Annotated in this window: 24 protein-coding genes and 1 pseudogene; 13 read left to right on the top strand and 12 right to left on the bottom strand. The window is 71.5% G+C overall.

What is annotated here, in order from left to right:
• Nucleotides 1-46: 46 nt before the first annotated feature.
• The 9 genes and pseudogenes from PZB75_RS02330 to PZB75_RS02290 form a co-directional block, all read right to left on the bottom strand.
• Nucleotides 47-565, bottom strand: a pseudogene (locus PZB75_RS02330) (class I SAM-dependent methyltransferase); the annotation flags it as partial.
• A 186-nt stretch (nt 566-751) separates the two neighbouring features.
• A complete protein-coding gene (locus PZB75_RS02325; RefSeq protein WP_275533607.1) occupies nt 752-2,266 on the bottom strand; it encodes an AMP-binding protein in 1,515 nt (504 codons plus the stop codon).
• Nucleotides 2,263-2,688, bottom strand: a complete 426-nt coding sequence (locus tag PZB75_RS02320; RefSeq protein WP_275533606.1) for an acyl-CoA thioesterase — start codon at nt 2,686-2,688, stop codon at nt 2,263-2,265. The genes PZB75_RS02325 and PZB75_RS02320 overlap by 4 nt, the downstream gene beginning before the upstream one ends.
• A complete protein-coding gene (locus tag PZB75_RS02315; protein ID WP_275533605.1) occupies nt 2,685-3,026 on the bottom strand; it encodes a holo-ACP synthase in 342 nt (113 codons plus the stop codon). Before PZB75_RS02315 ends, PZB75_RS02320 begins: the two co-directional genes overlap by 4 nt.
• Nucleotides 3,016-3,981 carry a hypothetical protein gene (locus PZB75_RS02310; RefSeq protein WP_275533604.1) on the bottom strand — a complete coding sequence of 322 codons (966 nt, stop codon included), beginning with the start codon at nt 3,979-3,981 and terminating at the stop codon, nt 3,016-3,018. Before PZB75_RS02310 ends, PZB75_RS02315 begins: the two co-directional genes overlap by 11 nt.
• Nucleotides 3,982-4,006: 25 nt before the next feature.
• Nucleotides 4,007-4,903 carry a TIGR03086 family metal-binding protein gene (locus PZB75_RS02305; protein WP_275533603.1) on the bottom strand — a complete coding sequence of 299 codons (897 nt, stop codon included), beginning with the start codon at nt 4,901-4,903 and terminating at the stop codon, nt 4,007-4,009.
• 403 nt (nt 4,904-5,306) lie between these two features.
• Nucleotides 5,307-6,653, bottom strand: a complete 1,347-nt coding sequence (locus tag PZB75_RS02300) for a PLP-dependent aminotransferase family protein (RefSeq protein ID WP_275533602.1) — start codon at nt 6,651-6,653, stop codon at nt 5,307-5,309.
• A 2-nt stretch (nt 6,654-6,655) separates the two neighbouring features.
• Nucleotides 6,656-7,606, bottom strand: coding sequence for an alpha/beta hydrolase (locus tag PZB75_RS02295; RefSeq protein ID WP_275533601.1), 951 nt, complete (start codon nt 7,604-7,606; stop codon nt 6,656-6,658).
• A gap of 45 nt (nt 7,607-7,651) precedes the next feature.
• On the bottom strand, nt 7,652-8,296 hold the full coding sequence (locus tag PZB75_RS02290; protein ID WP_275533600.1) for a TetR/AcrR family transcriptional regulator: 645 nt from the start codon (nt 8,294-8,296) through the stop codon (nt 7,652-7,654).
• Nucleotides 8,297-8,458: 162 nt separating this feature from the next.
• Here PZB75_RS02290 and PZB75_RS02285 point away from each other — a divergent pair, with 162 nt between their 5' ends.
• Nucleotides 8,459-9,538 carry an alpha-hydroxy acid oxidase gene (locus PZB75_RS02285; protein WP_275533599.1) on the top strand — a complete coding sequence of 360 codons (1,080 nt, stop codon included), beginning with the start codon at nt 8,459-8,461 and terminating at the stop codon, nt 9,536-9,538.
• Nucleotides 9,539-9,830: 292 nt separating this feature from the next.
• Nucleotides 9,831-11,228 (top strand): class I adenylate-forming enzyme family protein, encoded by a 1,398-nt coding sequence (locus tag PZB75_RS02280; RefSeq protein WP_275533598.1) that lies wholly within the window; start codon nt 9,831-9,833, stop codon nt 11,226-11,228.
• 11 nt (nt 11,229-11,239) lie between these two features.
• On the opposite strand, the gene PZB75_RS02275 is transcribed toward PZB75_RS02280, so the two are convergent.
• Nucleotides 11,240-11,920: a 4'-phosphopantetheinyl transferase superfamily protein gene (locus PZB75_RS02275; RefSeq protein ID WP_275533597.1), complete on the bottom strand. Its 681-nt coding sequence runs from the start codon at nt 11,918-11,920 to the stop codon at nt 11,240-11,242.
• Between PZB75_RS02275 and PZB75_RS02270 the strand changes: the two genes are divergently transcribed.
• The 11 genes from PZB75_RS02270 to PZB75_RS02220 all read left to right on the top strand — a co-directional run bounded on the left by PZB75_RS02270 (nt 11,921) and on the right by PZB75_RS02220 (nt 25,536).
• Entirely contained in the window at nt 11,921-12,184 is a 264-nt protein-coding gene (locus PZB75_RS02270) for a phosphopantetheine-binding protein (RefSeq protein ID WP_275533596.1), read from the top strand.
• A 161-nt stretch (nt 12,185-12,345) separates the two neighbouring features.
• The gene (locus tag PZB75_RS02265) at nt 12,346-13,998 is read left to right on the top strand and encodes a class I adenylate-forming enzyme family protein (RefSeq protein WP_275533595.1); all 1,653 of its coding nucleotides are present in this window, start codon (nt 12,346-12,348) and stop codon (nt 13,996-13,998) included.
• Nucleotides 13,995-15,281 (top strand): beta-ketoacyl-[acyl-carrier-protein] synthase family protein, encoded by a 1,287-nt coding sequence (locus PZB75_RS02260; RefSeq protein WP_275533594.1) that lies wholly within the window; start codon nt 13,995-13,997, stop codon nt 15,279-15,281. The genes PZB75_RS02265 and PZB75_RS02260 overlap by 4 nt, the downstream gene beginning before the upstream one ends.
• Nucleotides 15,278-16,342: a 4-hydroxyphenylpyruvate dioxygenase gene (hppD, locus tag PZB75_RS02255; RefSeq protein WP_275533593.1), complete on the top strand. Its 1,065-nt coding sequence runs from the start codon at nt 15,278-15,280 to the stop codon at nt 16,340-16,342. The genes PZB75_RS02260 and hppD overlap by 4 nt, the downstream gene beginning before the upstream one ends.
• 59 nt (nt 16,343-16,401) lie before the next feature.
• The gene (locus PZB75_RS02250; RefSeq protein WP_275533592.1) at nt 16,402-17,319 is read left to right on the top strand and encodes a phytanoyl-CoA dioxygenase family protein; all 918 of its coding nucleotides are present in this window, start codon (nt 16,402-16,404) and stop codon (nt 17,317-17,319) included.
• Nucleotides 17,319-18,215 carry a prephenate dehydrogenase gene (locus PZB75_RS02245; RefSeq protein WP_275533591.1) on the top strand — a complete coding sequence of 299 codons (897 nt, stop codon included), beginning with the start codon at nt 17,319-17,321 and terminating at the stop codon, nt 18,213-18,215. Before PZB75_RS02250 ends, PZB75_RS02245 begins: the two co-directional genes overlap by 1 nt.
• A gap of 63 nt (nt 18,216-18,278) precedes the next feature.
• The gene (locus PZB75_RS02240) at nt 18,279-20,249 is read left to right on the top strand and encodes an FAD/NAD(P)-binding protein (protein ID WP_275533590.1); all 1,971 of its coding nucleotides are present in this window, start codon (nt 18,279-18,281) and stop codon (nt 20,247-20,249) included.
• Nucleotides 20,246-21,688 (top strand): adenylosuccinate lyase family protein, encoded by a 1,443-nt coding sequence (locus tag PZB75_RS02235; protein ID WP_275533589.1) that lies wholly within the window; start codon nt 20,246-20,248, stop codon nt 21,686-21,688. Before PZB75_RS02240 ends, PZB75_RS02235 begins: the two co-directional genes overlap by 4 nt.
• Nucleotides 21,685-22,533, top strand: coding sequence for an alpha/beta hydrolase (locus tag PZB75_RS02230; protein WP_275533588.1), 849 nt, complete (start codon nt 21,685-21,687; stop codon nt 22,531-22,533). Before PZB75_RS02235 ends, PZB75_RS02230 begins: the two co-directional genes overlap by 4 nt.
• Nucleotides 22,534-22,949: 416 nt before the next feature.
• On the top strand, nt 22,950-24,419 hold the full coding sequence (locus tag PZB75_RS02225) for a DHA2 family efflux MFS transporter permease subunit (protein WP_275533587.1): 1,470 nt from the start codon (nt 22,950-22,952) through the stop codon (nt 24,417-24,419).
• Between the two features lie 145 nt (nt 24,420-24,564).
• A complete protein-coding gene (locus PZB75_RS02220) occupies nt 24,565-25,536 on the top strand; it encodes an acyl-ACP desaturase (RefSeq protein ID WP_275533586.1) in 972 nt (323 codons plus the stop codon).
• Between the two features lie 152 nt (nt 25,537-25,688).
• On the opposite strand, the gene PZB75_RS02215 is transcribed toward PZB75_RS02220, so the two are convergent.
• Nucleotides 25,689-26,039, bottom strand: coding sequence for a ferredoxin family protein (locus PZB75_RS02215; protein ID WP_343286214.1), 351 nt, complete (start codon nt 26,037-26,039; stop codon nt 25,689-25,691).
• Nucleotides 26,036-26,971, bottom strand: a complete 936-nt coding sequence (locus PZB75_RS02210; protein ID WP_275533584.1) for a hypothetical protein — start codon at nt 26,969-26,971, stop codon at nt 26,036-26,038. Before PZB75_RS02210 ends, PZB75_RS02215 begins: the two co-directional genes overlap by 4 nt.
• Between the last annotated feature and the right edge of the window lie 29 nt (nt 26,972-27,000).

Genomic DNA, 27,000 nt, shown 5'->3' with positions numbered 1-27,000 from the left:
TGCCCGGATCACCTGATCGGCTCCGCCGCGCGACTGGCGGAGCCGATCAGGGCCGACGACGCGCGAGGACGATCCCTCCAAGCTCGCTCTCGGCAGAGGTGAGAGTCTTGTGCGTCTCGACGGCGAAGCCGGCTTCGTCAAGCCACTCAATCGTCCGGCGGTGCTGACGGCGGTGGACACAGACCTTCATCGGGTGCCCGCCATAGCCCTCAGTCTTCAACCGCGGCTCGTCGCCGACACGGAAACTGAGCAGTAACGGCGCACCGGGCCGAAGCACTCGACGGAAATGCGCAAGGACCGAGCTGATTCCGTCGTCAGGAACGTGGATCAGTGAGTACCAAGCGACCAGCCCGGTCACCGAGGCGTCGCCCAAGGTCAGGTCCGTCATGGAACCGACGTCGAACCGCACCCCAGGGTGATGGCGACGGGCCACATCGATCATCCCCGGTGCCAGATCGATGCCGAACGCGTCCAGGCCCAGCTCCCTCAAGTGGCCTGCAATCCTGCCTGTCCCGCACCCCACGTCCGCGACCGGCCCGCCGCCTCGGGCGCACACCAGATCAGCCGCGCGTGAAGCGCGGCGAGGATGAACGCGAGGCATACGAACGAGTACGTACGAGCGGCGGGGGCACCGTGTCCCCGGCACGCCGACGGACATGCCGACGAGCAGGCCGGTGCTCCCGGTCGGTCCGGAGAAGATCGGCCGTTCCCGGGCCCGTCGGCGCACGCGGGCAGGACGTACCCGCAGCCGTCACCCGGGCAGGGACTTCTCCAACTGCGCGGCCATGAACGTCCGGGCCGGCTTCCCGCTCGCCGTCCGGGTGACAGCGCTGTGCGGGATTTCGAGCACGGTCTCCGGGGCCGTACCGAAGTCGGCGGCGATCCGGGCACCGATCTCGACGGTGTCGACCTGCCGCCCCCGCTCCGTCACGACCATGACGGCGAACGCCTCGCGGTACGGAAGGGCGACGCAGTCGGCGACGCCCGGAAGCATGGTCACCACCTGCTCGATGTCCGTGACGAACACGTTCGCCCCGTTGACGGTGACGCGGTCGCCGCGCCGCCCGCTCAGATGGAGACCGCCCGGCCTCAGCGATCCCAGGTCACCGGTGTCGAACCAGGTGGTGCGGTGGTCGGTGGCGCCGTCGTACCCCGCGAACAGGGTCGGCCCCCGCAACTGCACGGAGCCGACCTCCGCCTCGGCGCAGGGACGGCCCGACTCGTCGACCACCCGCAGGTCGAGCCCCGGCAGGGGAGTGCCCAGGCACGCGGTGGTGGCCGGGCCGTCCGTGTGGAAGCTGGTGCCCGCGTCCACGTAGCGGTGCGAGGTCGCCATCAGCGACGCCTCGGCGAGTCCGTAGCAGAACACCAGCGCCGTCGGGTCGAACCCCCAGGGGGCGGTCGCGTCGAGGTAGGTGCTGATGGTGCGCGGGCGGATGGGCTCAGCCCCGCAGAAGACGGTGCGCCAGCCGCTGAGGAGATCCGGCTCCGGGGCCCGCTGGCCCGCGGCGGTCGTGAGCCGGGCGGCGAGGTAGCGCAACATCGAGTCGGGGAAGGCGCTGTGCGCCCGGTCCGCGTCCCGCAGCAGTCGCAGAGCGGCCAGCGGCCTGCGCAGGAAGGCGCCCGGCTCCTCGATCACCAGGTCGATGCCCGCGACGAGGGAGGCCAGTACCCCGATGAGGCCCATGTCGTGGTGGAGCGGAAGGGCGATGAGCCCCGCGTGGCCCGGCCTCATGCCCGACACGCCGAGGATGGCGCCGATGTTGCCGAGCACGGCCCGGTGGCTGAGCGGAATGGGCCGGGGGAGTCCGGTGGAGCCGCTCGTGTACTGGATGAACGCGAGGTCCTCCGGCGCCCCGGGCGCGGGCTCGGGCGAGGCGCCGCGGTGCGGGACCAGCCGCAGCTCCGTCAGACCGTGCCCGGCCACCCGGAAGGAGTGACGCACGTTCTGCTGCCGGGTCACCATGGCGAAGTACTGTCCGATGATCGCCCCGGGGACGCGCGGCTTGACGGAGACGGGGACCGCGCCCAGATGCATCAGCCCGAGGAGGGCCACCACGTCCTCGCGGGAGCTGCCGATCCGGAGCATCACCCGGTCCCCGGGACTCACACCCTGCCGCGCGAATCCGCCCGCGGCGGCCGCGATCTGCTCGGCGAACGCGGGATACGTCAGGCTCTCGCGCGTGGCGGACGTACCGAAGGTGACGGTCGCCCGCTCCCGTTGGGCCTGTCCGGCGAGGGCGTCCTGAAGGGTGGTTCCGCTCATACCGCTCTCCCGGGAACGTTCAGCAGGGCGTGCAGGTCGGCCCGGTGGATCTGTTTGGTCTCGCGGTCCACCAGCCCGAGGCGGACCCGGCCCCGCGCCACCACGGTGCCGTCGGTGTGTTCGATGTCCTGGTCGAGGGTGAAGCTGTACGGGGAACGCGAGGCGAGCGAGGTGCGGACGACCACCCGGCCCACCGGGTCCCAGTCGACCGCCTTCACGTAGTCCAGCTGGAGCTGGAGGACCACCGCGACCAGCGAGCTGTCGCGCAGATCGCCCCCCAGGGCGAGCCCCCACTCCCAGCGCCCCGATTCCAGGATCTGCAGGTGCACGCTGTTGTTCAGATGCCCGGCCCAGTCGAAGTCGTTGGGACGCAGGGCGACTTCGCAGGTGTGGACCGCGTCCAGCGGTGTGCCGGCGGTCATGCGGAACCCTCCTCCGCTCTCCTTGTCGGTTCGGCCAGGAACACGACCACCGCACCGGCCAGGTCGCCGGTGTGGCTGATCGACAGCTCGACCCGGGCGTCACGCCGCCGGCACCACTCGCCGATCCGCCCGTGCAGCCGGAACCGTGGCTGACCGGCCGGTCCGTGGACCACCTCGGCCTCGGGAAAGGTGTGCGCGGGCGCGCCCCCGAGGGAGCTGAGGGCCTTCACGAACGCCTCCTTGGCCGCGAACAGCCCGGCCAGGGAGGCGTACGGGTCGGGGCGCGAGTCGCAGTGCGCCCGCTCCCCGACGGTGAACAGCGCACCGCTAGCGAGCAAGTGCGGCTTCCCGCGCAGCTCCGTCACGGACTGCAGATCGAATCCGGTCGACATCGTTCGTGCGGAGGCTGGCGAAGTAGGCACGCTTGAGGTCCTCATACGACTGGGTCTGGATGCCGGTCACCTCGCGGACCAGGGCGAACACGCTGGTCAGCTTCCGGGCGTGCACCGATCCCTCGTGCAGCGCCTCGTCGTCGAGCCCGAACTCCTCGTCGCCGGAGCGGGTCCGCTCCCACCAGTTCACGAATCCCTGGCGTTCGGTCTGCGCCTCACGGGCCGAGCCGAAGGTCTCGCCGCCGTCCGGACGCACCCAGGTGTACGCCATCGACAGGACGTCCTTGACGGGGTAAACGCCGGACTCCACCAGGGCCTTGGCGAAGGAGGCGAAGTACTGCCGGTGCTGCACCTCGTCCTTCATGATGGTGCCGAAGACGTCGCTCACGAGTTCGTCCTCGGTGGTGCGCGACTGCCAGCCGTACGACACACAGGCTTCGATCTCGACGCACGCCTGGAGGACGCAGACCCTGGCGTAGTTGTCGGCCGGGAACGGACCACGGTGCTCGATGACCTCGGCCTCGTCGATCGGGTCCACCCCTGCCATCTCCATCAGACGGCCGAAGGCCACCTCGTGGTGCGCCTCCTCCTCCAGCCAGTACCGGGCCGACCAGGCGGCCGCGATGTGCAGGACGTCGGCGCCGAGCGGGTTGGACTCACGGAGTTCACCGGCGAGCTTGACGCCGTCGACGGCGAGCCGGATGCCCGCGGGCTGGGTGGTCAGCTCGGCTCGGGAGGCGTGCCAGAGCGCGGCCTTGTCACCGGGGGCGGGCCGGGACAGGCGACGGCCGTCGAAGAGGGCGTCCGTCCCCCAGCGGCGCTGCTCGTGGTAGCTCTGCTGGACGCGCAGTACATCGCTGATGGTCGCTCCGGCGCGGAGTTCCTTGACAATGTCGGTCATGATCAGCATGGGCTGCGGCTTCCGTTCAGGAGGAGGTGGAAGTGAGCTGCTTGTCCAGTGCGACGACGACGTCCTCGGCGGTGTGGTCGAGGGTCATCGTGGGGAGTTCGACGTCCGCGTCGGCGCCGGCGTCGGCCAGCGCTCCCGCGAACGCGTCCAGCAGGTCGATGGAGTTGATCGCGGTCGGGGAGGCGACCAGGACGGCCGACAGCGGCTGACCCGCGAACACCTCCTCCTGTGACAGACCGAGCCGGCGCGCGACATGGGTTCTGAGTTCGTCGAGCATGAATGTCTCCCTGTGGATGTCGGTGCTGCGGAGACGGTCGGCCGCCGGGGCGGACCAGTCCGGTGATCTGCCGAGCGTCGTGAGGACCAGGTCGAACGTGGGTGCTCCGGGGGCCGGGGCGAGAGCCGGCCGGAACTGTGCTCCGGGGCCGAGCCTGCGCTCGTCGTCCGGCACCCGCAGAGCGACGGCCAGGGCCGTCTCGGCGGCTTCGGTGGACAGCTCCAGGTCCAGACCCAGCGCGCGGGCGAGGTCCCAGCCGTGGACGACGTAGTCCAGGAAGTGGAACCCGATGGCCACGGAAGCGGGGAAGGACATGGTGGTGCTGATCTCCGGGAGCCTGAACTCGCGGTTGAGCACGCCGGGCCGGTCGAACGCCGTGAGGACGGCTTCCGCCGAGGCGCGGTAGGTCCCGAGCGGGTCCTCGCCGAGGGCCGCTGGTTCCCAGTCGCGGAGCGCGGCCCCACCGCCCGTCGCGGCGGCGGCGAACCCGTCGTGCTGCCCCGCCATGTGGGCGACCAGCTGACGCACCGTCCAGTCGCCGCAAGGAGTGGGCGCGTCCCAGTGTCCGGGCCGCGCCCACTCCAGAACGCGTACGGATTCCAGCACGGCCGCCCGGTCGAGTTTCCGGATGTCCATGCGGTTCCTTTCGACGGGTGGTGCCCCGGCTCACGGGTACGACGCTCGGGCCCCGCGGACATCGGGCGGCGGGTGTGCCGGCCGGATCAGCGGAGGGCGGCGGGCCGCCGGCCTCCGCGGAGAGTGTGGCCAGAAAAACAATAGCACGACCGTACGTTTAGTTAGTCGCGATTCTCGGGTGGCCGGGGAAGGGGTCGCGACGTGGGGGTGGCCGCGAGGGGGCGGACCGGTGAAGGGACGGCCGGCGAGGGGGTGTCCGGTGAAGGGGCGGTCGGTGAAGGAGCGGTCGACCCGCTGCGAAACCCCGTTGTCCGACCGTCCTTCGCGCGCGGCGTACGGCCGGACTCTCGTCGGCGGCCGTGTGCCGCCGCGCGCTCACCGACGGCCGTGCGCCGTCGCGTACTCACCGCCCGTCGGGTGCCTCCCTCGTCTGTTCGGTGATGAACGCGGCGAGCGCGGCCACGCCCTCCTTGATCCGTGCGGGGTCCAACGCGCTGCACGACAGGCGGAGTTGGGTCTCCCCTCCGCCGTCGAGGTAGAAGTCGCTCATCGGCGTCCAGAGCACGCCGAAGTCACGCGCCGAGTGTTCGAGGGCCTTGGTGTCGGCGACGAACGGGACGTTCAGCACGAGGAAGAAACCGCCCTCGGGCTGGTTCCAGTGGACGCCGAGTTCGCGTCGGCGCCCGGACGGGAAGTGCCGCTCCAACTCGTCCAGCAGGCAGTTCATATTGGCGCGGTAGAAGGCGATGGCTCCGGCGTTGGCGTCCCGGAGCCGGCAGTCCGCCTCGACGAGCAGCCCGCCGACGACGGCCTGGCCGACGGCCGAGGTGTTGACCGTGGTCATGCTCTTGATCTTGGACAACTGGTCGGCGAGCAGGGTGCGTTCGCCGGTCGCGGAGACCACCTCCTGATCGGCCACGACATACCCGACACGCGCGCCGGGGAGCGCGGTCTTGGCGAACGAGCCGAGGTGCAGGACCCGCCGGTCGGGGTCCAGGGACTTGAGCGTCGGCCTGGCGTTCCCGGACCGGACGAAGAACCCGTAGGGATCGTCCTCCAGGATCAGCAGATCCTCCTCCTGGGCGATCTCCAGCAGACGTCTGCGCGCGGCGACGGTCATGCTCGCGCCCGACGGGTTGGCGAAGTCCGGCACCACGTACAGGGCGCGGGGCCGCCCGCCCGTCGCCCGGGTCTCCCGGACGGCGGCCAGCAGTGCTTCGGGGTCCGGCCCGGCCGCCCCTTCCCGGACGGGGCGCAGCGTGATGTCGAGCAGTCGCGCCGCGCCGGTGATCCCGACGTACGCGGGGGAGCTGACGAGCAGGGTGTCCTCGGGCCGTGCGAAGAGGGCGCGCAGCGTGAGCAGCATCGCCTCCTGGCAGCCGGTCGTCACGACCACCGCGTCCGGCCGGACGTGGATGCCCTCGTCGTTGGCCAGGGTGCGGGCGATCAGCTCATGGATGATCCCGTTGGTGCGCCCGTACTGGAAGAGCTGGGTGCGCACCTGGCCGTGCGTCCAGCCGAGCCGGTTCTTGAGGTGGTCGGTGTAGACCTGGAGGTACCGCGTCAGGTCCTCCGGCTCGAACGAGCCCTCGGAGGGCCTGCCGGGGGCGAAGGAGATCGCCTCCGGGAAGCGCCCCACGACCTCGTTCAGGAAGTTCATCGCGTCCAGCACCGGATCGGCGAGCGACGCGTGCAGATCACCGAGGTCCAGAGCCCAGGCCCGGCCCGTCGGAGCGGTGGTGTCACCCATGGTCAGCCCCTTGTCGTGGCGTCGGCGAAGGCCGTGCGCAGATACGCGGCGGCCTGTTCGATGGCCCGGCGTCCCGCGTCGAGCGTCCCGGCCATGGCGAAGAAGCCGTGTGCCACGCCCTTGTAGCGGGTCAGGACGACGGGTACGCCGCTGTCGCGCAGCCGTCGGGCGTACTGCTCGCCCTCGTCGCGCAGCGGGTCGTACTCCGCGGTGATCACCAGTGCCGGTGGCAGCCCGGAGTGGTCCGGGGCCCGCAGCGGGGAGGCGAGCGGATCGCCGCCGTCCTCGGGGGCCGCGAGGTAGTTGTCCCAGTACCACTGCACCGACTTCTCGTTGAAGAGCAACGGATCGGTGTTCTCGCGGCGCGAGGGCGTGTCCGCGAAGTGGTCGGTGTTGGGATAGACGAGCACCTGGGCCAGGATGTCCGGGCCCGATGCGTCCCGGGCCATCAGGGTCACCGCCGCCGCGAGGTTGCCGCCCGCGCTGTCACCGCCCACGGTCAGGCGCGTGGCGTCGCCCCCCAGTCGTCCGGCGTTCGCGGAGGCCCAGCGGACCCCCGCGAGACAGTCCTGGGGCGCGGCCGGGAAACGGTGCTCGGGTGCGAGCCGGTAGCCGACCGCGATGGTGAGGCATCCGGCGGCATTGGCCAGTTGCCGGCAGATCGCGTCGCTGGTGTCGAGCGATCCGAGGGACCAGCCACCGCCGAAGAAGTAGACGAGCACGGGCAACGGGCCCTCGCCCGCGGGCCGGTAGATCCGTACCGGCAGGTCACCGGCCGGGCCCGGAATCGTCGTGTCGCGCACCTCTTCCACCGGTTCGGGGACGCCCGCGTCGGCCCGCACGGCGGCGAGATCGGCCGCCCGTGCCTCCTCGACGGACAGGGTGTACAGGGGACGGATGTCCTGGGTCGAGCGCTCGTCGTACAGCGCGCGGAACTGGGGATCAAAGGTCATGGTGTCTCCGGACCAGGGCCACGGTCCGCGGGACCGTGGACGGTGTCAAGGTGTGTCGGGGAGCAGCGAGGGGTCCGTCGCGACGCTGCGGAGGCGGTTCAGAACGCCCTTGGCCGCCTTGTCGTAACAGGTGAAGTCGTCGTGCAGCACGGACTCGGTGCTGGCCAGTTCGAGGAAGGAGACCAGCTCGAAGGCGAGTTGGGGGATGTCCGTGTCGTCGCGGACCTCTCCCGCGTCCCGGGCCTCGGTGATGGTCTGTTCGATGTGGGTGAACCAGTTGCTGTGGGCTCCGACGACCGTGTCGTGGACCTTGCCCTCGCGTGCGTCGTACTCGGCCGTGACCGAGTAGAAGAAGCAGCCGCTGGGGAAGACCCGCTGTTCGGAGTGGCGCAGCCAGTTGCTGAACAGATACCACACCTGGTTGAGACCGGCCGGTAACTGGCGGGCAGGCTGCACGACATGTTCGATGTATACCGTGATGGCGGCGCGAACGGTCGCCAACTGTAACTCTTCCTTCGAGCCGAACAGGGCGAAGACCCCGCTCTTGCTGAGACCGAGTTCGCCGGCCAGACGACCCAGTGACAGTCCTTCGAGTCCCTCCTCCGATGCGATGGACACAGCTCGCTGAAGGACCAACCGCCTTGTCTGGTTGCCGCGTTCGACCCGTCCGTCGGTGCGTGTCGCCGTCATGCGACATCTCCTCTGTCTCGCCGTCGGTGTCTCTCCGGGGCATCGGCCCCCGCGCACTGTACTAAGTGGACGACCGTGCGGACAGTGTGCAAGAGTACGGTTGACGTACGGTCGTGCGGTTAGTTCGATGGTGCGCAGTGGGCGATCACGGGGGTCGATCGAATGACATCGTTGGCACTTCAGGAGTACGAGACCGCGGCCAGGGGGAAGCTGCCCGGCCCGGTGTGGGACTTCCTGCAGGGGGGGAGCGGCACCGAGTCGATGGTCTCGGCCGGCCGCGCCGCCCTGGACGGACTGCGGCTGCGCCCGCGTTTCCTGGTGGACGTCTCGGCGTGCGACGCGCGGACCTCCCTGCTGGGCGCGCGGCTGGCGGCCCCGGTGGGCATCGCACCCGTGGCCTACCACCGGCTGGCCGATCCGGAGGGCGAGGTGGCGACGGCGCGCGCCGCCGGTGAGGCCGGTTCGCTGTTCACGGTCAGCATGTTCGCCAGCCGTACCCTGGAGGACATCGCGGCGGCGGCGACCGGTCCGTTGTGGCTCCAGCTCTACTGGCTGAAGCGGCGCGAGGTCATGGTGGACCTGATCCGGCGGGCCGAGGAGTCCGGCTACCGGGCCCTGGTGCTGACGGTGGACGCGCCGAGGGTCGCGCACCGTCCGCGTGACGTGCGCAACGGTTTCGCCGTGCCCGAGGGGATCCGTGCGGTGAATGTCGATCCTTCCGTGATGGCGGCCTCCCATGGCGGGCGTGCCGGGCAGTCCGCCATTGCGCGGCATTCGAAGGAGCAATTCGACGCCTCGGTCACCTGGGAAGACCTGGCATGGCTCAGGGAACGGACCTCGCTGCCTCTCGTGCTGAAGGGCGTCCTCACCGGAGAGGACGCCGAACAGGCGGTCAAATACGGTGTCGACGGACTCGTCGTGTCGAATCATGGGGGACGGCAGCTCGATTTCGCGGTGCCGGCCGCCGACGCTCTCCCGGAGATTGCCGAAGCGGTCGCCGGCCGATGTCAGTTGATCTTGGACGGTTCGATTCGGCACGGCGCCGATATCGCGAAGGCGCTCTGTCTCGGCGCCGACGCGGTTTTTGTCGGCCGCCCTGTCCTCTGGGGCCTCGCGCACTCCGGCAGTGACGGCGTCTCGGCCGTCCTCCGGGTGTTGATGGACGAGTTCGACGAGGTCATGGCACTCATGGGTGTTCCCCGGGTACAGGATTTTCAAAGTTCCGGAATTGTTCACCGCTGAGCCGGTCCGCTGACCGCAATTCTCTCTCTCATTCACCGATTCCGGCAGGGTGAATGAGGTATTCCGCTTGCTCGGAAGTGCGAGTTGGTTGGGATTTCAATTTCTACTTGCGAGTAGGAAGTAATGGAAAACTTTGCTTGATTACCTGGCGGTAGTAAGTGACGATGGATCTGTCGCCGAGAAAAGCACGAGTGACATATGCGCCCGACGATCGGTGGACAGAGTTGTCCCCGTGTCGCGTCGGGCGGTTTCAAAAACTTTCGGATGAGTGGGGATTCCTGTGGGGGGAACGGTGCCGATAGGGTCCGTTTGCGCCGACGGCGCCTGGGTCGACGACGTATTACTCGGGGGTGACGGCCGGGACATCGTCCTGCACCTCGGAGAGCCGGTGGACCGCTCGGAGCTCCGCCGGCTCGTCGTGGAGCAGCAGGGCCGCCTGGTGGCCGCCGGACTGACCCCCTCGGGGACGGTCGCCGTGCGGTTGCCTCCCTCCCTGGCCTGCATCGTCTCGATGCTCGCCGGATGGCGTGCCGGCGCCCAAGTCACCCTTCTCGACTATCGGTTGACGACACATGAAATCGGCAAGGCCATCGCGCGGCTCGCCCCGCAGCTGGTCGTCGAGCCCGTCGGCGAGGTCACCGGGACGCTGCGTGGGTTCTTCGACGTCCATACCCGCGTCACCCCGCTGCGCGGCGGCCGTCCGGCCCGCTCGGCGCACGTGCTGCTGCAGCTGAGCTCCGGTTCGACCGGGCCCTCCAAGGTCATCGGCCGCACCCTGGACAGCCTCCTCGCGGAGATCGAGCGGTACGGACGACTCGACGGCTTCCCCCGCAAGGGCGAACGCACCGTCGTGCTGGCCTCGATCATCCATGTCCTGGGCCTGGTCGGCGGGTTGCTGTACGGCCTCGCGGCCGGCAGCCAGGTGATCCTGCCGGCACGGCACACGGTCGACGGAATCCTCAAGGCCGTCGCGGCCGGGGAGGAGCCGACCACCGTGCTCGGAGTCCCCTCCCAGGCCGCGGTCCTCGCGGCGGCGCGGAACCCGCCCGTCCTTCCCCAGTTCCACCGCATGATCACGGGTGGCGAACTCGTCAAGGCCGACGTCCGGGAGCGGTTCACCCGGGGATACGGCGCCGAACTCGGCGTCATGTACGGCATGACGGAGGTCGGCGTCATCGCCACGGACCTCACCGGGGCCGACCGCCCCGGCCTCACCCCGGCACCCGGCGTACGGGTCCGGGTGGAGGACGGCGAGATCCTGGTGGGTCTGCCCGAGTCGCCGTATGTCGGACAGACGGACCCGGCCCGCTTCGTGGACGGGTGGCTGCGGACGAAGGACGCGGGCAGTCTCGACGACGCGGGCCGGCTCACGGTCCACGGACGGCTCGACTCGCAGGTCTCCGTCGGCGGACTCAAGGTGGACCTCGCGGAGATCGAGGCGTTCATCACCGGTCTGCCCGGCATCACCGACGCCGTCGTCCTGCACGACTCCGGTATCGAGGCGTTCGTCGCCGTGCGGGAGAGAACCGTGTTCGACGGCCTCGCCGCGTGTCTCGCGGCGCGCCTGGCCCCGTACAAGCGGCCCCGGACGCTCCATCTCATGGCCGAGATCCCGCGGACCGCCACCGGTAAGCCCGTGCGTGACGTGGCCGCCCTCCGTGCCGCCGTGCGGCCCGCGGCCGGAGTGTGACCGGCCCGGCCTTACGGGGCGGGGGAGACCTCACGCACACACACCCGGACACCGGCCCGGGACGGTACGGCACCGTCCGTACCGTGCAGAGCGACACCGATGATGTGCCGGCCTCCGCCGACGCCGACCGCCGCCGACGCGAGGTCCGGCGCCCCGGGCAGCGGGCGCGGCACGGCGGGTTCCCCGGCGACCGGGGGCCAGTGCTCCGGGAGGGGCATCGAACGGCTCATCCCGCCGCCGCGCAGTCCCTGTCCGAGCGCCTTGCCCACCGCCTCCTTCTGCGTCCAGAGCCAGAGGAACGCCGCTGACCGATCCGCTTCCGGCAGCGCCGCCACCCAGTCGGCCTCGACCGGGTCGAGCCAGGCGCGTGCCATCGCGTCGGCGCGCAGCCGACGCACGACCTCCACATCGACACCGACCGGGAACGCGGTGGTCAGGGCGACAGCCAGGGCCCCGCGCGCGTGGGCGACGCTGACCCGCAGCGCCGTGCCGGCCCCGCCGAGAAACGGGCGGCCGCCGGGCTCATGCTCCAACCAGACCTCGGCCGCCGGGACATCGAGCAACTCGGCCGCGGCCCGCACCAGCAGGGTGCGCGCCCGGCGCCGCTCGTCCCCGTCCGTACCGCACCACAACACCGTCACATTGTCCGGGGCAGATCCCGGGCGTCCGTCCATGAACAGGGAGTCAATCAAATGTCCACCGAAGTTGAGAAGTTCATCATCGAGGCCCTCCAGAACATGAACTACGACGTGTCGGACGTCACCGGCGACACCCCGCTCGGACCGGCCGGACTCGACCTGGAATCGCTCTCCGTGGCCGAGATCGCCATCCAGGTCGAGGACACCTACGGGGTGAAGTTCGAGGAGGACGAGATGGAGACCGTCGCGCTGCTGACCGTCTCCGGCCTGGTCAAGGAGATCGTGGACCGCGCAGCGGCCTCCGCCGCGGTCAAGTAGGTCCGGGACCGGCCCCGTGCTTCCGGCGAACCCTCCCCGCCCGTGTGCCTCCGGGCAGCGGGCGGGGAGGGGATCGGCGGAGGCCGGCCGGTCGCGTCCGGCCAGCCGCCGGCACAGTCGCGTACGCAACGAGTCCGATCCAGAGAGTGGGACATCGGGGAATGAATCCCAAGAACGACCGCGCGGAACTCGCGGCCGATCAGGGGCTGGGCGTCGGCAATGTGCTGACCACGCTCCTCGCACGGAACACCGGCCTTGACGCGCCGACCCTCACCTTCGACACCGAGGTGGACTCCATCCCGGCCTGGCAGGCGCTGACACTGCGTGAGCTGGGCGACCGGGTGGCGGCGCGGGCCGCCGCGCTGCACGACCTGGGAGTCGCCCCCCGGGACCCGGTCGCGGTCTTCGTGACGGACGCCGCCGACCAGGTGCTCAGCTACCTCGCGCTGGCCCGGCTCGGCGCGATCCCCGCCCTCGTCAACGGCAGGCTCGCGGGGGAGCAGGCCGCCGAGTACATCAGGCGGCTGCGCGCGGTCGGCGTCATCGCCGACGCCGGCCACCGGTCCGTGCTGTCCGGGCACGACACCGGGACACCGCTCCTCGCCGACCCGGCCGACCTCGGCAAGGGCGACCCCGCCGCCGCCCCCCGGCCCTACCGGCACCACGGGAACGAGCCCGTGGTCATCACCCACTCCTCCGGCACCACCGGCCTGCCCAAGGCCGTGACCCACACGCACCACAGCCTCTTCGCGGCCATCCGCCACCGGCTGACCCTGCCCAAGGGACAGGGCGCCGACCGCATGCTGGGGGCCCTCCCGTCGGCCCACGCGGCCACCGTCATCGCCGTCAACCTGGCGCTGGTCGGCCGCGGCCAGCTGGCCCTGCTGTCCCAGCAGGCCGGCGGCCCGGTCCTCGAAGCGATCGAGTCCTGGCGGCCCCAGAGCGTGCTCGGATTCGCCACCACCTGGTCGGAGCTGGCGAGCGAGGACCTGTCGGCGCGCGACCTGGAGTCCGTACGCACCTGGTGGAACACCGGGGACTGCGCCCACGAGGCCCACATCCGCAAGCTCATCGCCAAGGGCACCCGGGAGACCGTCACGGCCAACGGCCGCGCGCTGGTACCCGGTTCGTTCTTCGTGGACGGCCTCGGCTCGACGGAGATGGGCCACTCCCAGTTCTTCATCACCCACACCTCCGCGACCGACCGCTACGGGCGGTGCATCGGCAAGCCGCACGCCTTCTCCGACGTCGCCGTGCTCGACGACGACGGGGAGAAGCTCCCCGCCGGGAAGGTCGGACAGCTCGGCATCAACGCGCCCACGCTGTCCCCCGGTTACTGGAACGACTCGGTGACCACCTACCGCACCCGCAGGGACGGCTACTTCCTCACCGGGGACCTCGTCTTCCGCGACGAGGACGGGTACTACTACCACGTCGACCGCATGGTGGACGCGCTGGAACTCGACGACGGCCAGAGGCTCTACACCATGCTGTGCGAGGAGCGCGTCCTCGCGGACTGCGCCGATGTGCTGGAGTGCACCGTCGTCGCGGTGCGGACGGAGGACCGGGTCGCCACCACCGTGCTGCTGTTCCTCGACCCGCGGGCGGACCAGGACGCGGACCGTACCGCCGAAGTGCTCGCCGCACTTGAGCCGCACGTGGCCCGCACCGTCGAACGGGTCGTCGTCGTCGACCCCGACGTCATCCCGCTGGGAGCGACCGGCAAGGTGCGCAAGATCCTGCTGCGCCGGCGCTTCCTCGACGGTGAGCTGCTGGGGACAGGGGCCGCCGCGCAGCAGGCGGTGATGGCATGAGCGCCCCGACCGCGGGAGCGAGCGCCGTCATCACCGGGCTCGGTACCTTCACCCCCCTGGGACGCGGCGCGGCGGACACCTTCGACGCCCTGTGCCACGGCAAGTCCGGACTGCGCACACCGCGGACGGGACACCTGCTCGACGGCACCCTGGACGTCGCCGGCATCGCACCGGACATCGAGGCTTCCGAGGTGCTGCCCCGCAGCGAGGGCCGGCTCGTCGACCGCTTCGCGCTGATGGCCATCGCCGCGGCGGACGACGCCCTCGCCGACGCCGGGCTCGTGGTCGGCCGTGACGTCGACCCGCACCGGGTCGCGGTCATCGTCTCCAGTGGCGCGGGAGGTCTGACCACGTACGAGGAGCAGACCCGGGCACGCGCCGAACGTGGCCCCACCGCCGTCAGCCCCTACCTGCTCCCCGGCATGCTGCCGAACATGGCGGCGGCCCGGATCGCCATCAAGCACGGCATACGCGGCTGGAGTTCGGCGACCGCCACCGCCTGCGCCGCCGGCGCGCACGCGGTGGCCGAGGCCGTCCGGCTCATCCGCTACGGCGAGGCCGACGTGGTGGTCTGCGGCGGCGCCGAGGCCCCGCTCAACCCCACGTCCGCGCTGGCGTTCGCACACGCCAGGGCCCTGGCGCACGACTGGGAGGACCCGGAGGCGGCCAGCCGCCCCTTCGACCGGCGCCGTAACGGCTTCGTCCTGGCCGAGGGCGCGGGAGTGCTCGTCGTCGAACGGGTCGGGCACGCCGACGCCCGCGGCGCGGCGGGCTACGCCGACCTGCTCGGCTGGGGGGCCACCACCGACGCCTACCGGCCCACCGCGCCCCGCCCCGACGGCGAGGGGGCCGCGCTCAGCATGCGCGGCGCGCTCGCCACGGCCGGTCTGGTCCCCGACGACATCGGGTACATCAACGCGCACGGCACGTCGACGAAGCTGGGCGACGTCGCGGAGACGAAGGCCGTCCACGCGGTGTTCGGCGACCGCTCGCCCGCCGTCAGCAGTACGAAGTCCATGACCGGCCACCTGCTCGGCGGATCGGGCGCGGTGGAGGCGGCCATCTGCGCCCTCGCCATTTCCCAGGGCGCGCTTCCGCCCACCCACAACCTCGACGACGTCGACCCGGCCTGCGATCTGGACCATGTGCGGGGCGCGGCCCGGCGGCAGCGCGTCGAGGCCGCGATCTCCAACTCCTTCGCATTCGGCGGCCACAACGTCAGCCTGCTGCTCGGTGCGGCGACCACCCGCGCCAAGCGCGGAGAGAAAGGGCAACACGCGTGAACATCGGAGCTGTGGACCACATCGAGTTCTACGTCGGCGACGCCCAGCAGTCGGCGTTCTTCCTCTGCACCGCGTTCGGGTTCAGGGTGTGCGGCCAGATCGGCCCCGAGACCGGCTGCCCGGACCGGCGTTCGCTCCTGCTGCGCCAGGGCGGCATCGACCTCGTCCTCACCTCGGCGCTGACCGCCGAGCACCCGGCGGCCCGCTACGTGGCCGAGCACGGTGACGGCGTGGCCAACATCGCCTTCGAAGTACCGGACGCGGCCCAGGCGTTCGCGCTCGCCGTGCAGCGGGGAGCGACCCCCGTCGAGGAGCCCACGACGCACCGGAAGGGCGACTGCGAGGTCGTCACCGCGGGAGTGCTCGGCTTCGGTGACGTCGGACACCGGCTCGTGCAGCGCGGCGCCGACCGGGCCGAGTTCCTGCCCGGCGTGATGGACATGTTCGCCGAGGACCCCGACGGGACCGAGCACCTGGTGCACACCGTGGACCACGCGGCGGTCTGCCTGCCGGCCGGCCAACTGGCCGGGACCATCGCCTTCTACGAGAAGGTCTTCGGTTTCTCCGTGATCTTCGAGGAGTTCATCGAGGTCGGCGAACAGGCCATGGACTCACAGGTGGTGCAGAGCGCCTCCGGGAAGATCACCTTCACGCTCATCCAGCCGGTGGCGGGCCGCAAGCCCGGCCAGATCGACGACTTCCTGGCCCGTCACGGCGGCGCGGGGGTGCAGCATCTCGCCCTGCTCGCCGACGACATCGTCGCCGCCGTACCCGCCCTGGAGAGCCGGGGCGTCCGGTTCCTGGAGACGCCCGGCGCGTACTACGACGAGCTGGAGGGGCGCATGGGCCGGCCCGACCTCCGGATCGAGGACCTGCGGCGCACCAATGTCCTGGTCGACCAGGACCACTGGGGCCAGGTCTTCCAGATCTTCACCCGGTCCCTGCACGTCCGCGACACCTTCTTCTGGGAGGTCATCGACCGGCACGGGGCGCGGACCTTCGGCAGCGGCAACATCAAGGCCCTGTACGAGGCCGTGGCCCGCGAGAAGACCACCGCCTGAGCACCGGCGACACCCCTCACGTTCACACCACATCCGCGCGACTCGCACGAAGGAATACCGTGACCGTCCAGGAATCGACCTTGTTCACCCTGACCGACGAGGAGCGCGAACTCCTCCCCACCGACGAAGACGTGGCCTTCTACGCGGAGCACGGCTGGTACACGTCGAAGAAGCTGTTCACGGACGAGGAGACCGATCTCCTGGAGTCCGCCAGCGAACGCTTCTACGCCGGACACCGCGACCGCACGCTGCCGGTGCGCCCGCCCAAGCTCGCCTACTGGGAGCCCGGCCACGGTGACGTGCAGCGCCACAACGACTACATCCACTACGAGGACGACACGATCGGCCGGATTCTGCGCAAGCCGCTGCTCGGCGCGGTGGCGGCCCGGCTGGCCGAGGCCGACGAGATCCGGGTGTTCCAGTCCACCCTGATCTACAAGCCGCCGGTGGTCGGGGAGCCGTCGAACATCGTGCCGTGGCACTTCGACCGGCACTACTGGTCCACGTCCACCTCCGAACGGATGCTGACCGCCTTCATCCCCTTCCACGACTGCGGGGAGGAGATGGGCACGATCACCATGATCGACGGCAGCCACCGCTGGCAGGAGACCGCCGAGAACGACGCGACCTCCCTGCACTTCGCCGAGCGTGACCGCAGTGAACTGGAGGTCATGCTGGAGGAGAACGCCCGCCACAACGGCGTCGAGGTCCGCAAGATCCCGGTCCACATCCCCAAGGGCCACGTCAACTTCCACCACTGCCGCACCTACCACGGCAGCGGCGCGAACGTCAGCGACCGCCCGCGCCGGGCCATCTCCTTCCACCTCCAGGACGGGGACAACCGCTACCGGGAGTTCCGCCGCTCGGACGGCGCACCGGTCGCGTACAACCACGACGTGGTGGTGCGCAGGACCCCCGAGGGCACCCCGGACTACAGCGACCCCGAGTATCTGCCGGTGCTGTGGAGCAGTCGCTGATGCGCAGTGCCGCAGTGGTCGGTACCGGTCTGATCGGTACGTCGATCGCCCTGGCCCTGCGGGGCCGGGGCGTGACCCCCTACCTCATCGACCGGGACCCCGAGGCGGCACGCACCGCGGCGGAGCTGGGCGCCGGCGTGGTGGGCGCCCCGCGGACGCCGGTGGACCTGGCCATCCTCGCGGTGCCCCCGCAGGCGGTCGCCGAGACCCTGCGCGACCAGCAGGCGAAGGGCCTCGCGGAGGACTTCACGGACGTGGCGAGCGTCAAGGCGCTCCCGCTGCGCGGGGCCGCCGAGCTGGGCTGCGACCTGAGCCGTTACCTGGGCGGCCACCCCATGGCGGGCCGGGAGCAGTCGGGTCCGCTCGCGGCCCGGGGCGATCTGTTCCAGGGCAGGCCGTGGGTGCTCACCCCGGCCCCCGGGGTCCGTGAGCGGACCGTCGAACGGGTGCGGGAACTGATCGGCCTCTGCGGCGCCGAACCCGTCGTGATGGAGCACTCCCAGCACGACGGGGCGGTCGCCCTCATCTCGCACGCGCCCCATGTGGTGGCCAGTCTGGTGGCCGCCCGGCTGCTGCACGGCGATGAATCCCAACTACGCCTCGCGGGCCAGGGGTTGCTCGACGTGACCCGGATCGCGGCAGGCGACGCCGAGCTGTGGACCGACATCATCGGCTCGAACGCCACCGCCGTCGCGGACGTACTGGCGGAACTCACCCTCGATCTGGGCCTGGTCGTGGACGCCCTGCGCGATCTCGGCTCCGGGGCCCCGGAACGGCCGCGGGCCAGCCGCGCGGACCTCACCACGGCCCTGGCCCGCGGGGTGCGGGGGCGGGACCGAATTCCGGCCCGGGGCCCGGCCGCACTGCGGCTGAGCGGTGCGGCCGTCGCCGACTGAGACACCGGCGCTCCGGCGCCCCCGGGCCCCACAACGACTTCCGATTCAGTGGAGAGACTGACTATGACCAGCCGACGGCTCGACGTCTGCCTCATCGGTGCCGGACCCCGGGGGCTCTCGGTCCTGGAACGGCTGTGTACGAACGCCGCGGCGGGGTCGCGGGACCTGACGGTCACCGTGCACGTGGTCGACCCGTACCCGCCGGGGGCCGGACAGGTCTGGCGCACCGACCAGTCCGAACATCTGCTGATGAACACGGTGGCCTCCCAGGTCACGATGTTCACCGACGACAGCGTCGAGGTCGAGGGGGTACGCGCACCCGGGCCGAGCCTCTACGAGTGGGCGCGGTTCCTCACCCTCATCGGCCCCCTCGACGACCGCCACGCCGACGAGCGGGTACTGGCCGAGGCACGCACGCTCGGCCCGGACTCGTACCCGTCCCGCGCGTTCTACGGCCACTTCCTCGAATGGGTCTTCCAGCGGGTCACGAAGACCGCGCCGGACCGGCTGACCACCGTGGTGCACCCGGCCCGCGCGGTCGCCCTGGAGGACGTCCCGGACCGGGCCGAGGGCCCGGACGGTGCCCCGCAGCGCGTGGTGCTGGAGGACGGCACGGTGATCGACGGGCTGGACGCCGTGGTCCTGGCCCAGGGGCATCTGCCCGTACGCCGTTCCCGGCGGGAGGACGCGTTCGCCGAGTTCGCCCGGACCCACGGGCTCGGGCACGTTCCCCCCGCCAACCCCGCGGACGTCGACCTCTCCGGGGTGCGGCCGGGGGAGACCGTCGCCCTGCTCGGCCTCGGCCTCAACTTCTTCGACTACATGTCACTGCTGACGCTCGGCCGCGGCGGAACGTTCGTCCGCGGTACGGACGGTCTCGTCTACGTGCCCTCGGGGCGCGAACCCCATCTCGTCGCGGGCTCCCGCCGGGGACTTCCCTTCCACTCGCGCGGCGAGAACCAGAAGGGACCGCACGGCCGCCACGAGCCCGCCGTGCTGACCGAGGACGTCATCCGGGGACTGCGGGAACGGTCCCGGGGCGGGATCGACTTCCGCCGGACACTGTGGCCGCTGGTCTCCAAGGAGGTCGAGACGGTCTACTACACGACACTGCTCACCGCCGCGGGGCGGGCCGGCGCGGCCGCGACGCTGCGGGCCCGGTACCTCGCCGCGCCCGCGGGCGGCGACGAGGAACGGGCGATCCTGGACGAGTTCGGCGTCGCCGAACAGGACCGCTGGGACTGGAACCGCGTCGCCAGTCCGTACGCGGGCCGGACGTTCTCCTCTCCGCGGGAGCACCGGTCCTGGCTGCTGGAGCATCTGCGCGCGGACCTCAGGGCCGCGCACGACGGCAATGTGGACGGGCCCCTCAAGGCGGCGCTCGACGTCCTGCGCGACCTGCGCAACGAACTGCGGCTGCTCATCGACCACGGCGGCCTGACGGGGAGTTCGCACCGGCAGGACCTGGACGGCTGGTACACACCGCTGAACGCCTTCCTGTCCATCGGCCCGCCCGCCCGCCGCATCGAGGAGGCCATCGCCCTGATCGAGGCCGGCGTCCTGCGGGTCATGGGGCCCGGCGTCCGGGCGGACATGGACGCCCGAGCGGGGACCTTCACCGTCGAGTCCCGTTCCGTGTCCCGCTCCCTGACTCCCGCCACCACCCTGATCGAGGCGCGGCTCCCGGAGATCGATCTGCGCAGGACCGCCGACCCGCTGCTGCGCCGGCTCCTCGCGGACCGGCAGTGCCGCCCGTACGAGGTCACCGACCCGGACGGCGGGGTGTACGAGACGGGCGGACTCGCCGTCAGCCCCGCGCCGTTCCACCTGATCGACGCCGAGGGCCGCCCCCACCCGCGCCGGTTCGCCTTCGGCGTCCCCACCGAGTCCGTGCACTGGGCCACGGCCGCGGGTATACGCCCCGGGGTGAACTCCGTGACCCTGCAGGACTCGGACGCCATCGCCCACGCCGTACTGGGTCTGGCCCGGGACGCGCGCCCGGACAGCGAGATGATCGGAGAGCTGGCACGGTGAGCACCCCCACCACCCCGCCGGACGTCATCGACGCCGGACTGCTGAGCCCGGTACGGGCCGGCACGCCCGTCGAGGCGGCCACCTCCGACCTGGCCTGTCTCCAGGCGATGCTGGACGCCGAGGCCGCCCTGGTCCGCGCCCAGGCCGGCCTGGGCAACGTGCCCGTGGCGGCCGCCCGGACCATCGGCGAGCTGGCCGACGCGGGCCGGCTGGACCTGCGGGAGATCGCCCGGCTCGGCCGGGGCGCGGCCAATCCGGTGGTGGCCCTGGTCCAGGCGTTCACCGCCCTGGTGGCCGAGGAGGACCCGGAGGCCGCCGACCACGTGCACCGCGGCTCGACCAGTCAGGACATCCTCGACACCGCGCTGATGCTCGTGGCGGCCCGCAGCCTGGACCTCCTGGTGGCGGACCTGGACCGGACCGCCGGATCGCTGCGCGCCCTGGCCGACGAGCACCGGCGGACGACCATGGCGGGCCGTACGCTCGCGCTGCACGCCGTGCCGACGACGTTCGGGCTCAAGGCGGCCGGCTGGCTGGCCGCCGTCGGCCGCGCCACCGCACGGCTGCGGCGGCTGCGGAGCACCGGCCTCTACGTCCAACTCGGCGGCGCGGCGGGCACCTTGGCCGGGTACGTCGAATACGAACGGCTGCACAGGGAGGCCCGGCGGGAGTCGGTGCCCGCGGGCTACGCGGAGCGGCTGACCGAGCGGTTCGCCGCCGAGACCGGCCTGTCGGCACCGGACCTGCCGTGGCACACGGACCGTACGCCCTTCGCGGCCCTGGCCGGCGAACTCGCCCTGGTCACCGGGGCGCTGGGCAAGATCGCCGTCGATGTGCAGTCGCTGGCCCGCACCGAGGTCGCCGAGGTCGCCGAACCCGCCGCGGCGGGCCGGGGGGTCTCGTCGGCGATGCCGCAGAAGCGTAATCCGGCGCTGGCCACGCTGATCCGCTCGGCGGCCCTTCAGGTGCCCGCGTACGCCGGTGTCGTGACACAGGCGATGCTGTCCGAGGACGAGCGTTCGGCGGGAGCCTGGCACGCCGAGTGGCAGCCGCTGCGCGAGTGTCTGCGCCTGGCCGGCGGGGCCGCGCACACCGCGGCCGAACTGGTGGCGGGGCTGGAGGTGTCACCCGGGCGGATGCGGACGAATCTGGAGCTGACCGGCGGCCTGATCGTCTCCGAGCGGCTGGCGGCCGTACTGGCGCCGGTCCTCGGCAAGGCGGCCGCGAAGGAACTCATGAGCCGGGCCGCCACCACGGCGGCCGCGGAGGGGCTGTCCCTCGCCGCGGTACTCGCCAAGGAGCCGGATACGGCCGGCCGGTTCGACGAGGACGATCTGGAGCGGCTGACGCGCCCGGACGACTACACCGGGGCGGCGGCCGAGCTGGTGGAGCGCGCGCTGCTGCGGTACGCGGCCGAGCCGGGCGGGAGGGACGCGTGAGCCGTGGTGCGCGCCCGGCGGGCGCGGCGCTGAACGCCGTGGGGCGGGTGGCGCCCGGACTCGCGGGACGCGCCGGATTCCGGCTGTTCCGTTCCCCGCTCCGGCGCGGCGAGATCCTGCCCCTGGAACGCGCCGTCCACGAGCGGGCCACGACCGGGCTGCTGACCGTGAACGGGAAGCGGGTACGGGTCTACCGCTGGGGCACCGGCGAACGTCCGGTCCTGCTGCTGCACGGCTGGCAGTCGCGGGCGTCGCGTTACGCCGGACTCGTGCCCAGGCTGGAGGCGCTGGGACTGAGCCCGGTCTCCTTCGACGCGCCCGGACACGGGAGTTCGGGCGGTCGTGAGACGACGATCCTGGAGTACCGCGAGATCATCGGCCTGCTGCACGCCCGCTACGGAGCCTTCCACTCGGTCGTCGCCCACTCGCTGGGCGCCACCAGCGCCTTCCTCGCGCTCCGCGGGGACGTGGCGGCGGGGCGCCTGGTGACGGTGGCGGCGGTGAACGACTTCGGGCACTTCCCGGACGAGTTCGGGCGGATGCTGCGGCTCCGGCCCGCTCTGCGGGCGGATCTGCGCCACCGGATCGAGCACCTGCTGTTCGCGGAGGTCGACAACCCCTGGGAGCTGTTCGACGCCACCCGCCGGCCCGGCGAGATCGCCGTGCCGATGCGGATCATCCACGACGAGGACGACGAGATGGTCCCGGTGGCCCAGGCGCACGCGCTGAAGGCCGCGTACGGAGACCAGGCGGAGCTGTTCCTCACGAAGGGGCTCGGGCACCGCAAGGTGCTCGGTGAACCCGAAGTCATCGAGCGGGCCGTGGAGTTCGTCGCGCGGGCGTGAGGGCTGTCCCGCTATTGCCGTGACCGGCAATGTTTGCCCCGAAGGAGCGTGCGTGCTGGGCGGCGCGACGGGGCACAGCTTGCCGGGAGCGGCACTGGTCCCGGGCGGGCACGCTACGACAGCCGCGGCACCTCGCGGCGTTACCGGAACGTCCACATGCATCCAGTACGTGGGCGCGCCTCTCCGCCTCGCGACGCACCGCATCCGACGCCGCGAGGCGCGGCACGAGAGCCCGCGAGGACGGCCTGACCCGAACGAAAGTCCCTGTGGGCCACAGCCCTTGGGAAGAGCGGTGCGGGTGTCATGACGTCCGCGGACGGCCGGTCCCCCTTTTAAAATGCACGTACGGTCGTTTAGTTTCTATATCCGCGGATCTCCGACGAGCAGTGGGGTCCGGCGACGAAGGGAACCCTCGCATGACCACCGCTTCCTCCCCTCCGTCAGGGGCGGGTCCGAAGGACTCCGCCGGACCCGGACACGAGCCGCCGCCGGACGAGGTCCGTGCACCCGATCCTCAGCGGCCGGCCGGCGGGGCACCGGCCACCGCCGGACTGGCACTGTTCGTGGCGTCCGGGGCCACCTTCCTCGCCGTGCTCGACACCACGGTCGTCAACATCGCCTTCTCCGATCTGCGCGTCGACTTCCCCGACGCCTCGCTGTCCCAGCTGACCTGGGTCGTCACCGCGTACACCGTCGTCTTCGCGGCGCTGCTCGCCGTCTCGGGCCGGGTCGCCGACGTCATCGGACGCAAGCGGCTGTTCCTCTGGTCGACGGTGCTGTTCACCCTCGCCTCGGTGCTGAGCGGGCTCGCAGCGGGCGTGCCGATGCTGGTCGGAGCCCGCGCGCTCCAGGGCGTGGGCGCGGCCGGGATGATTCCCTCCGCGCTCGGCCTGGTGCTCCAGCACACCCCCGCGGCGCGTCGGCAGGTCGCCGTCGGTGTCTGGGGCGCGGTCGGCAGCATGGCCGCCGCCGTGGGCCCCAGCCTGGGCGGTCTGCTGGTGGACGTGTGGGGCTGGCGCAGCGTCTTCCTGATCAACCTGCCCATCGGCCTGGGCATCGTGGCGATCGCCACCCGGCTGGCCGGTGACGCGCCGAGCGGCCGACGGCTGCCCGACCCGCTGGGGACCCTGGTACTGGCCCTGGGCATCGGCGGGGTCGTCTTCGGTGTCACCCAGGGCACCGACTGGGGCTGGGGCGGAGTCCGGGTCCTCGCGCTGATCATCGGCGGGGCCGTGCTCGTCGTGCTCGCCCTGCTGCGCTCGCGCGGTCACACCGCGCCCGCGGTGGAGTGGGACCTCTGGCGCAACCGGAGCTTCGCCGCGACCAACGTGACCTCGTTGCTCTTCGGCGCGGCGATGTACTCATACCTCCTTTCCACCCTGCTGTTCCTCAACGCGGTATGGGGCTACTCGGAGTTGAAGGCCGGCCTGGCCGTCACACCGGGCGCCTTCAGCGCGGCGGTCGGCGCCCTGGTGGTGGGCCGCCGGGTCGGTCCCCGGGCGCAGTGGGCGGCGGCGGCCGGTGGGTCCGTGCTCTTCGGCGCGTCCTGCGCGGCGATGTATCTGCTGCTGGGCACCGAGCGTCAGTACGCGGCCCTCTGGCTCCCCATCGGCATCGTCGCCGGCGTGGGGATCGGCGCGGCGCTCACCGCGATCTCCAACGCCGGCACCGCGTCGCTCGCGCCCCAGAGGTTCGCCTCCGGCACCGGCCTGCTGATGACCACCCGACAGGTCGGCGGGGCCCTGGGCATCGCCGCCCTGGCCGCGATCCTCGAACGCCACAACGTCCTGGACGACCAGGGGTACCTCCAGGTCTTCCTCGCCTGCGCCATCGGGTCCGTGGCGGCCGCGGTCGCGGCGGGGGCCATCCGCTCCCGGCAGGGCTGAGAGCCGTCCCCGTGCCGCTCTTCGCGTCCACGGTCCGGCCCGCTCCCGCCCACCCGTTCACCCGACGTGAGAATCCCCGACGTCGAAAGCCCCGACACGAGCAGTTTCCCGACACGAGCAGTTCCGACGCGGAAAAGAGAGTGCCATGCCGCCTGTCGACACGTCAGACCCCTCCGTCGTCCATGCGGAGTTCTCCCTGCTGGCCGAACTCCAGCCGGTGGTGGAGCGCAACCTCGACCGCCATCTCTCCGTGGCCAAGGAGTGGTTCCCCCACGAATACGTACCGTGGAGCGAAGGCCGAAACTTCGAGGGGCCGCTCGGCGGAGCGGCGTGGTCCCCCGACGAGGCCGGACTCCCCGAGGTCGCCCGCACCTCGTTGGTGGTCAACCTCCTGACCGAGGACAACCTGCCCGGATATCACTTCGCGGTCGCCCAGTTCGGGAAGGACGGCGCCTGGGGCAACTGGGTCGACCGCTGGACCGCCGAGGAGGCCCGGCACGGCACCGCACTGCGTGACTACCTGCTGGTCACCAGGGCGGTCGACCCCCGGGCCCTGGAGCGGGCCCGGATGGCGCACATGTCCAGCGGTTATCTGCGCCCCGACGGCTACAGCGCTCTGCACGCCATCGCGTATGCGGCCTTCCAGGAGCTCGCCACCCGCATCTCGCACCGCAACACGGGGGTGGCGAGCACCGATCCGGTGTGCGATGCGCTGCTGGCGCGGATCGCGGCGGACGAGAACCTGCACATGGTCTTCTACCGCAATCTGGTGGAGGCCGCGTTCGAGCTGGCGCCCGACACGGCCATGCGGGCCGTCTGCGACGTCGTGACCGGGTTCGAGATGCCGGGGTCGACGATCAAGGACTTCGGGCGCAAGTCCGCGGAGATCGCCATCGCGGGCATCTACGACCTGAGACTGCATCACGACAACGTGGTGATGCCGATCGTGCGCAAGCTCCGCGTGTTCGAACAGGAAGGGCTCGGCCCGGTGGGTGAGGCCGCACGGCAGGAGCTCGCGGACTTCCTGCGGAAGCTCGACAGGCAGGCGGAGTCCTTCACGGACCGGCGCGAGGGAATCCGGGCGTCACGGGCCAAGCGGGCGGCAGCCGCCGTCTGAGGCCCCGCCGTCGTACCGGGGCGCCGCCGCCGTACCGGAGCGCCGGCGCCCTGATCCCTTGCTCCGGCCCCCGGCTCACAGCCGGGGGCAGTGGCGCGCCGTCCGAGGACCGTCGTCATCGGTGCGGGACGCCGGCCGGGGGCCGGGCGCCGTCACGAACCGGGGTGACCCGGCGCCAGTTCCACCGGGAGGGAGTCCCACTTGCCCGGTTTCCCGTTCCAGTCGTCGGCGTCGGCGAGCGGCACGACGCGCGAGGTGGCCAGGGGGAGCAGGGGGGCGAGCCGGGCGTTCCACCCGAGCGCCGGAGCGAGGTCCGGGGTCAGTTCGTCCTCGGGGTAGATCGCGTCGGCAGGACACGCCTCCACACAGTTCCCGCAGTCGATGCACTCCTCGGGGTCGATGACCAGGAAGCTGCCGGCCTCCCGGAAGCAGGCGACCGGGCAGTAGGTGACGCACTCCGCGAACTTGCAGCGGACGCACTGTTCTGTGACCACGTGTGTCACGCGCTGTCCCCCCGCACTCCGGTGTCCGTGTCCGTGGCGGCGTCGGCGAGCAGTTCGGGGTGCTCGTCCAGGAAGCGGTGTCCGGCGTCGAGGCCGATGCCGTACGCCTTGCCGAGCCCATCGGCGGACGCCGCGGCGTGGTCGACGCCCAGGTCCTTCAGGTCCTCGTCGGGCTTGATCACCAGGACCCGCGCTCCGTGCAGGACGGAACCGTCGGCGATCTCCTCGGAGGCGTAGAGGTCGCGGTACAGCGGAAAGGGCTCGGAGCCGATGGCTATCACCACGGACACCCCGGTGGCCGCCACTTCGCGCGCCGGGCAGGCACAGGTGTACGAGGCGTCGACGTACGCCTCTCCGTCGATCTCCGCCGGAATCCTCCAGGCGTGCAGCATGCGCGTCGAGGCGTAGGAGACCGTGTCGAAGTTCTCCGGCGTCAGCCGGGCCCCCTCACCGGACGCGGCGGAGGAGAACACCACGGTGGCCAGGTTGGCCCGGACCCACTCCCGGTCCCCGGTGAAGATGTTGCGCAGGAGCTGCCTGCCGAGCTCCCTCGCGCCGGGACCCTGGGTGATCTCCGCGGCCTCCGCGGTGGTGACCTTGCCGGTGGCGAGCAGGAACTCCGGCGCGTGCGGGCCGAAGAGGCCGTCACGCAGCGTGGGACCGTACTCCTCGATGCTGTCGAGGACGACCTGGCTCATGCCCTTGTCGGCGGAGGCGGCGGCCGCTTTGAGCCAGTAGTCCACACCGGTCCGACGGGCGCTGCCGACGGCGGCGAGGCCGCCGGACAGGACGGAGGAGGAGGCCGTTCCGTAGACGTCCGCGCGCAGTCCGCGTTCCTCGAAGGCGGACAGCACGCCGTGGCCGTAGACCCCCTTGAGCATCCCCGACGCGACGGCGATGCCCAGGCGCTTCGTGGTGCCTGCGTCAGTCATGACGGCAGTCCCTTCTCCAGCTGTTGTGG

Source organism: Streptomyces sp. AM 4-1-1 (assembly GCF_029167625.1).
Taxonomy (GTDB): domain Bacteria; phylum Actinomycetota; class Actinomycetes; order Streptomycetales; family Streptomycetaceae; genus Streptomyces.
This window is presented reverse-complemented; position numbering and strand designations above follow the sequence as displayed.

What these genes read in the sequence shown, in the direction of transcription:
- PZB75_RS02325 (WP_275533607.1), bottom strand. Translation starts at nt 2,266, where the DNA reads ATGAGCGGAACCACCCTTCAGGACGCCCTCGCCGGACAGGCCCAACGG.
- PZB75_RS02320 (WP_275533606.1), bottom strand. Translation starts at nt 2,688, where the DNA reads ATGACCGCCGGCACACCGCTGGACGCGGTCCACACCTGCGAAGTCGCC.
- PZB75_RS02310 (WP_275533604.1), bottom strand. Translation starts at nt 3,981, where the DNA reads ATGACCGACATTGTCAAGGAACTCCGCGCCGGAGCGACCATCAGCGAT.
- PZB75_RS02305 (WP_275533603.1), bottom strand. Translation starts at nt 4,903, where the DNA reads ATGGACATCCGGAAACTCGACCGGGCGGCCGTGCTGGAATCCGTACGC.
- PZB75_RS02300 (WP_275533602.1), bottom strand. Translation starts at nt 6,653, where the DNA reads ATGGGTGACACCACCGCTCCGACGGGCCGGGCCTGGGCTCTGGACCTC.
- PZB75_RS02295 (WP_275533601.1), bottom strand. Translation starts at nt 7,606, where the DNA reads ATGACCTTTGATCCCCAGTTCCGCGCGCTGTACGACGAGCGCTCGACC.
- PZB75_RS02290 (WP_275533600.1), bottom strand. Translation starts at nt 8,296, where the DNA reads ATGACGGCGACACGCACCGACGGACGGGTCGAACGCGGCAACCAGACA.
- PZB75_RS02285 (WP_275533599.1), top strand. Translation starts at nt 8,459, where the DNA reads ATGACATCGTTGGCACTTCAGGAGTACGAGACCGCGGCCAGGGGGAAG.
- PZB75_RS02270 (WP_275533596.1), top strand. Translation starts at nt 11,921, where the DNA reads ATGTCCACCGAAGTTGAGAAGTTCATCATCGAGGCCCTCCAGAACATG.
- PZB75_RS02265 (WP_275533595.1), top strand. Translation starts at nt 12,346, where the DNA reads ATGAATCCCAAGAACGACCGCGCGGAACTCGCGGCCGATCAGGGGCTG.
- PZB75_RS02260 (WP_275533594.1), top strand. Translation starts at nt 13,995, where the DNA reads ATGAGCGCCCCGACCGCGGGAGCGAGCGCCGTCATCACCGGGCTCGGT.
- PZB75_RS02245 (WP_275533591.1), top strand. Translation starts at nt 17,319, where the DNA reads ATGCGCAGTGCCGCAGTGGTCGGTACCGGTCTGATCGGTACGTCGATC.
- PZB75_RS02240 (WP_275533590.1), top strand. Translation starts at nt 18,279, where the DNA reads ATGACCAGCCGACGGCTCGACGTCTGCCTCATCGGTGCCGGACCCCGG.
- PZB75_RS02225 (WP_275533587.1), top strand. Translation starts at nt 22,950, where the DNA reads ATGACCACCGCTTCCTCCCCTCCGTCAGGGGCGGGTCCGAAGGACTCC.
- PZB75_RS02220 (WP_275533586.1), top strand. Translation starts at nt 24,565, where the DNA reads ATGCCGCCTGTCGACACGTCAGACCCCTCCGTCGTCCATGCGGAGTTC.
- PZB75_RS02210 (WP_275533584.1), bottom strand. Translation starts at nt 26,971, where the DNA reads ATGACTGACGCAGGCACCACGAAGCGCCTGGGCATCGCCGTCGCGTCG.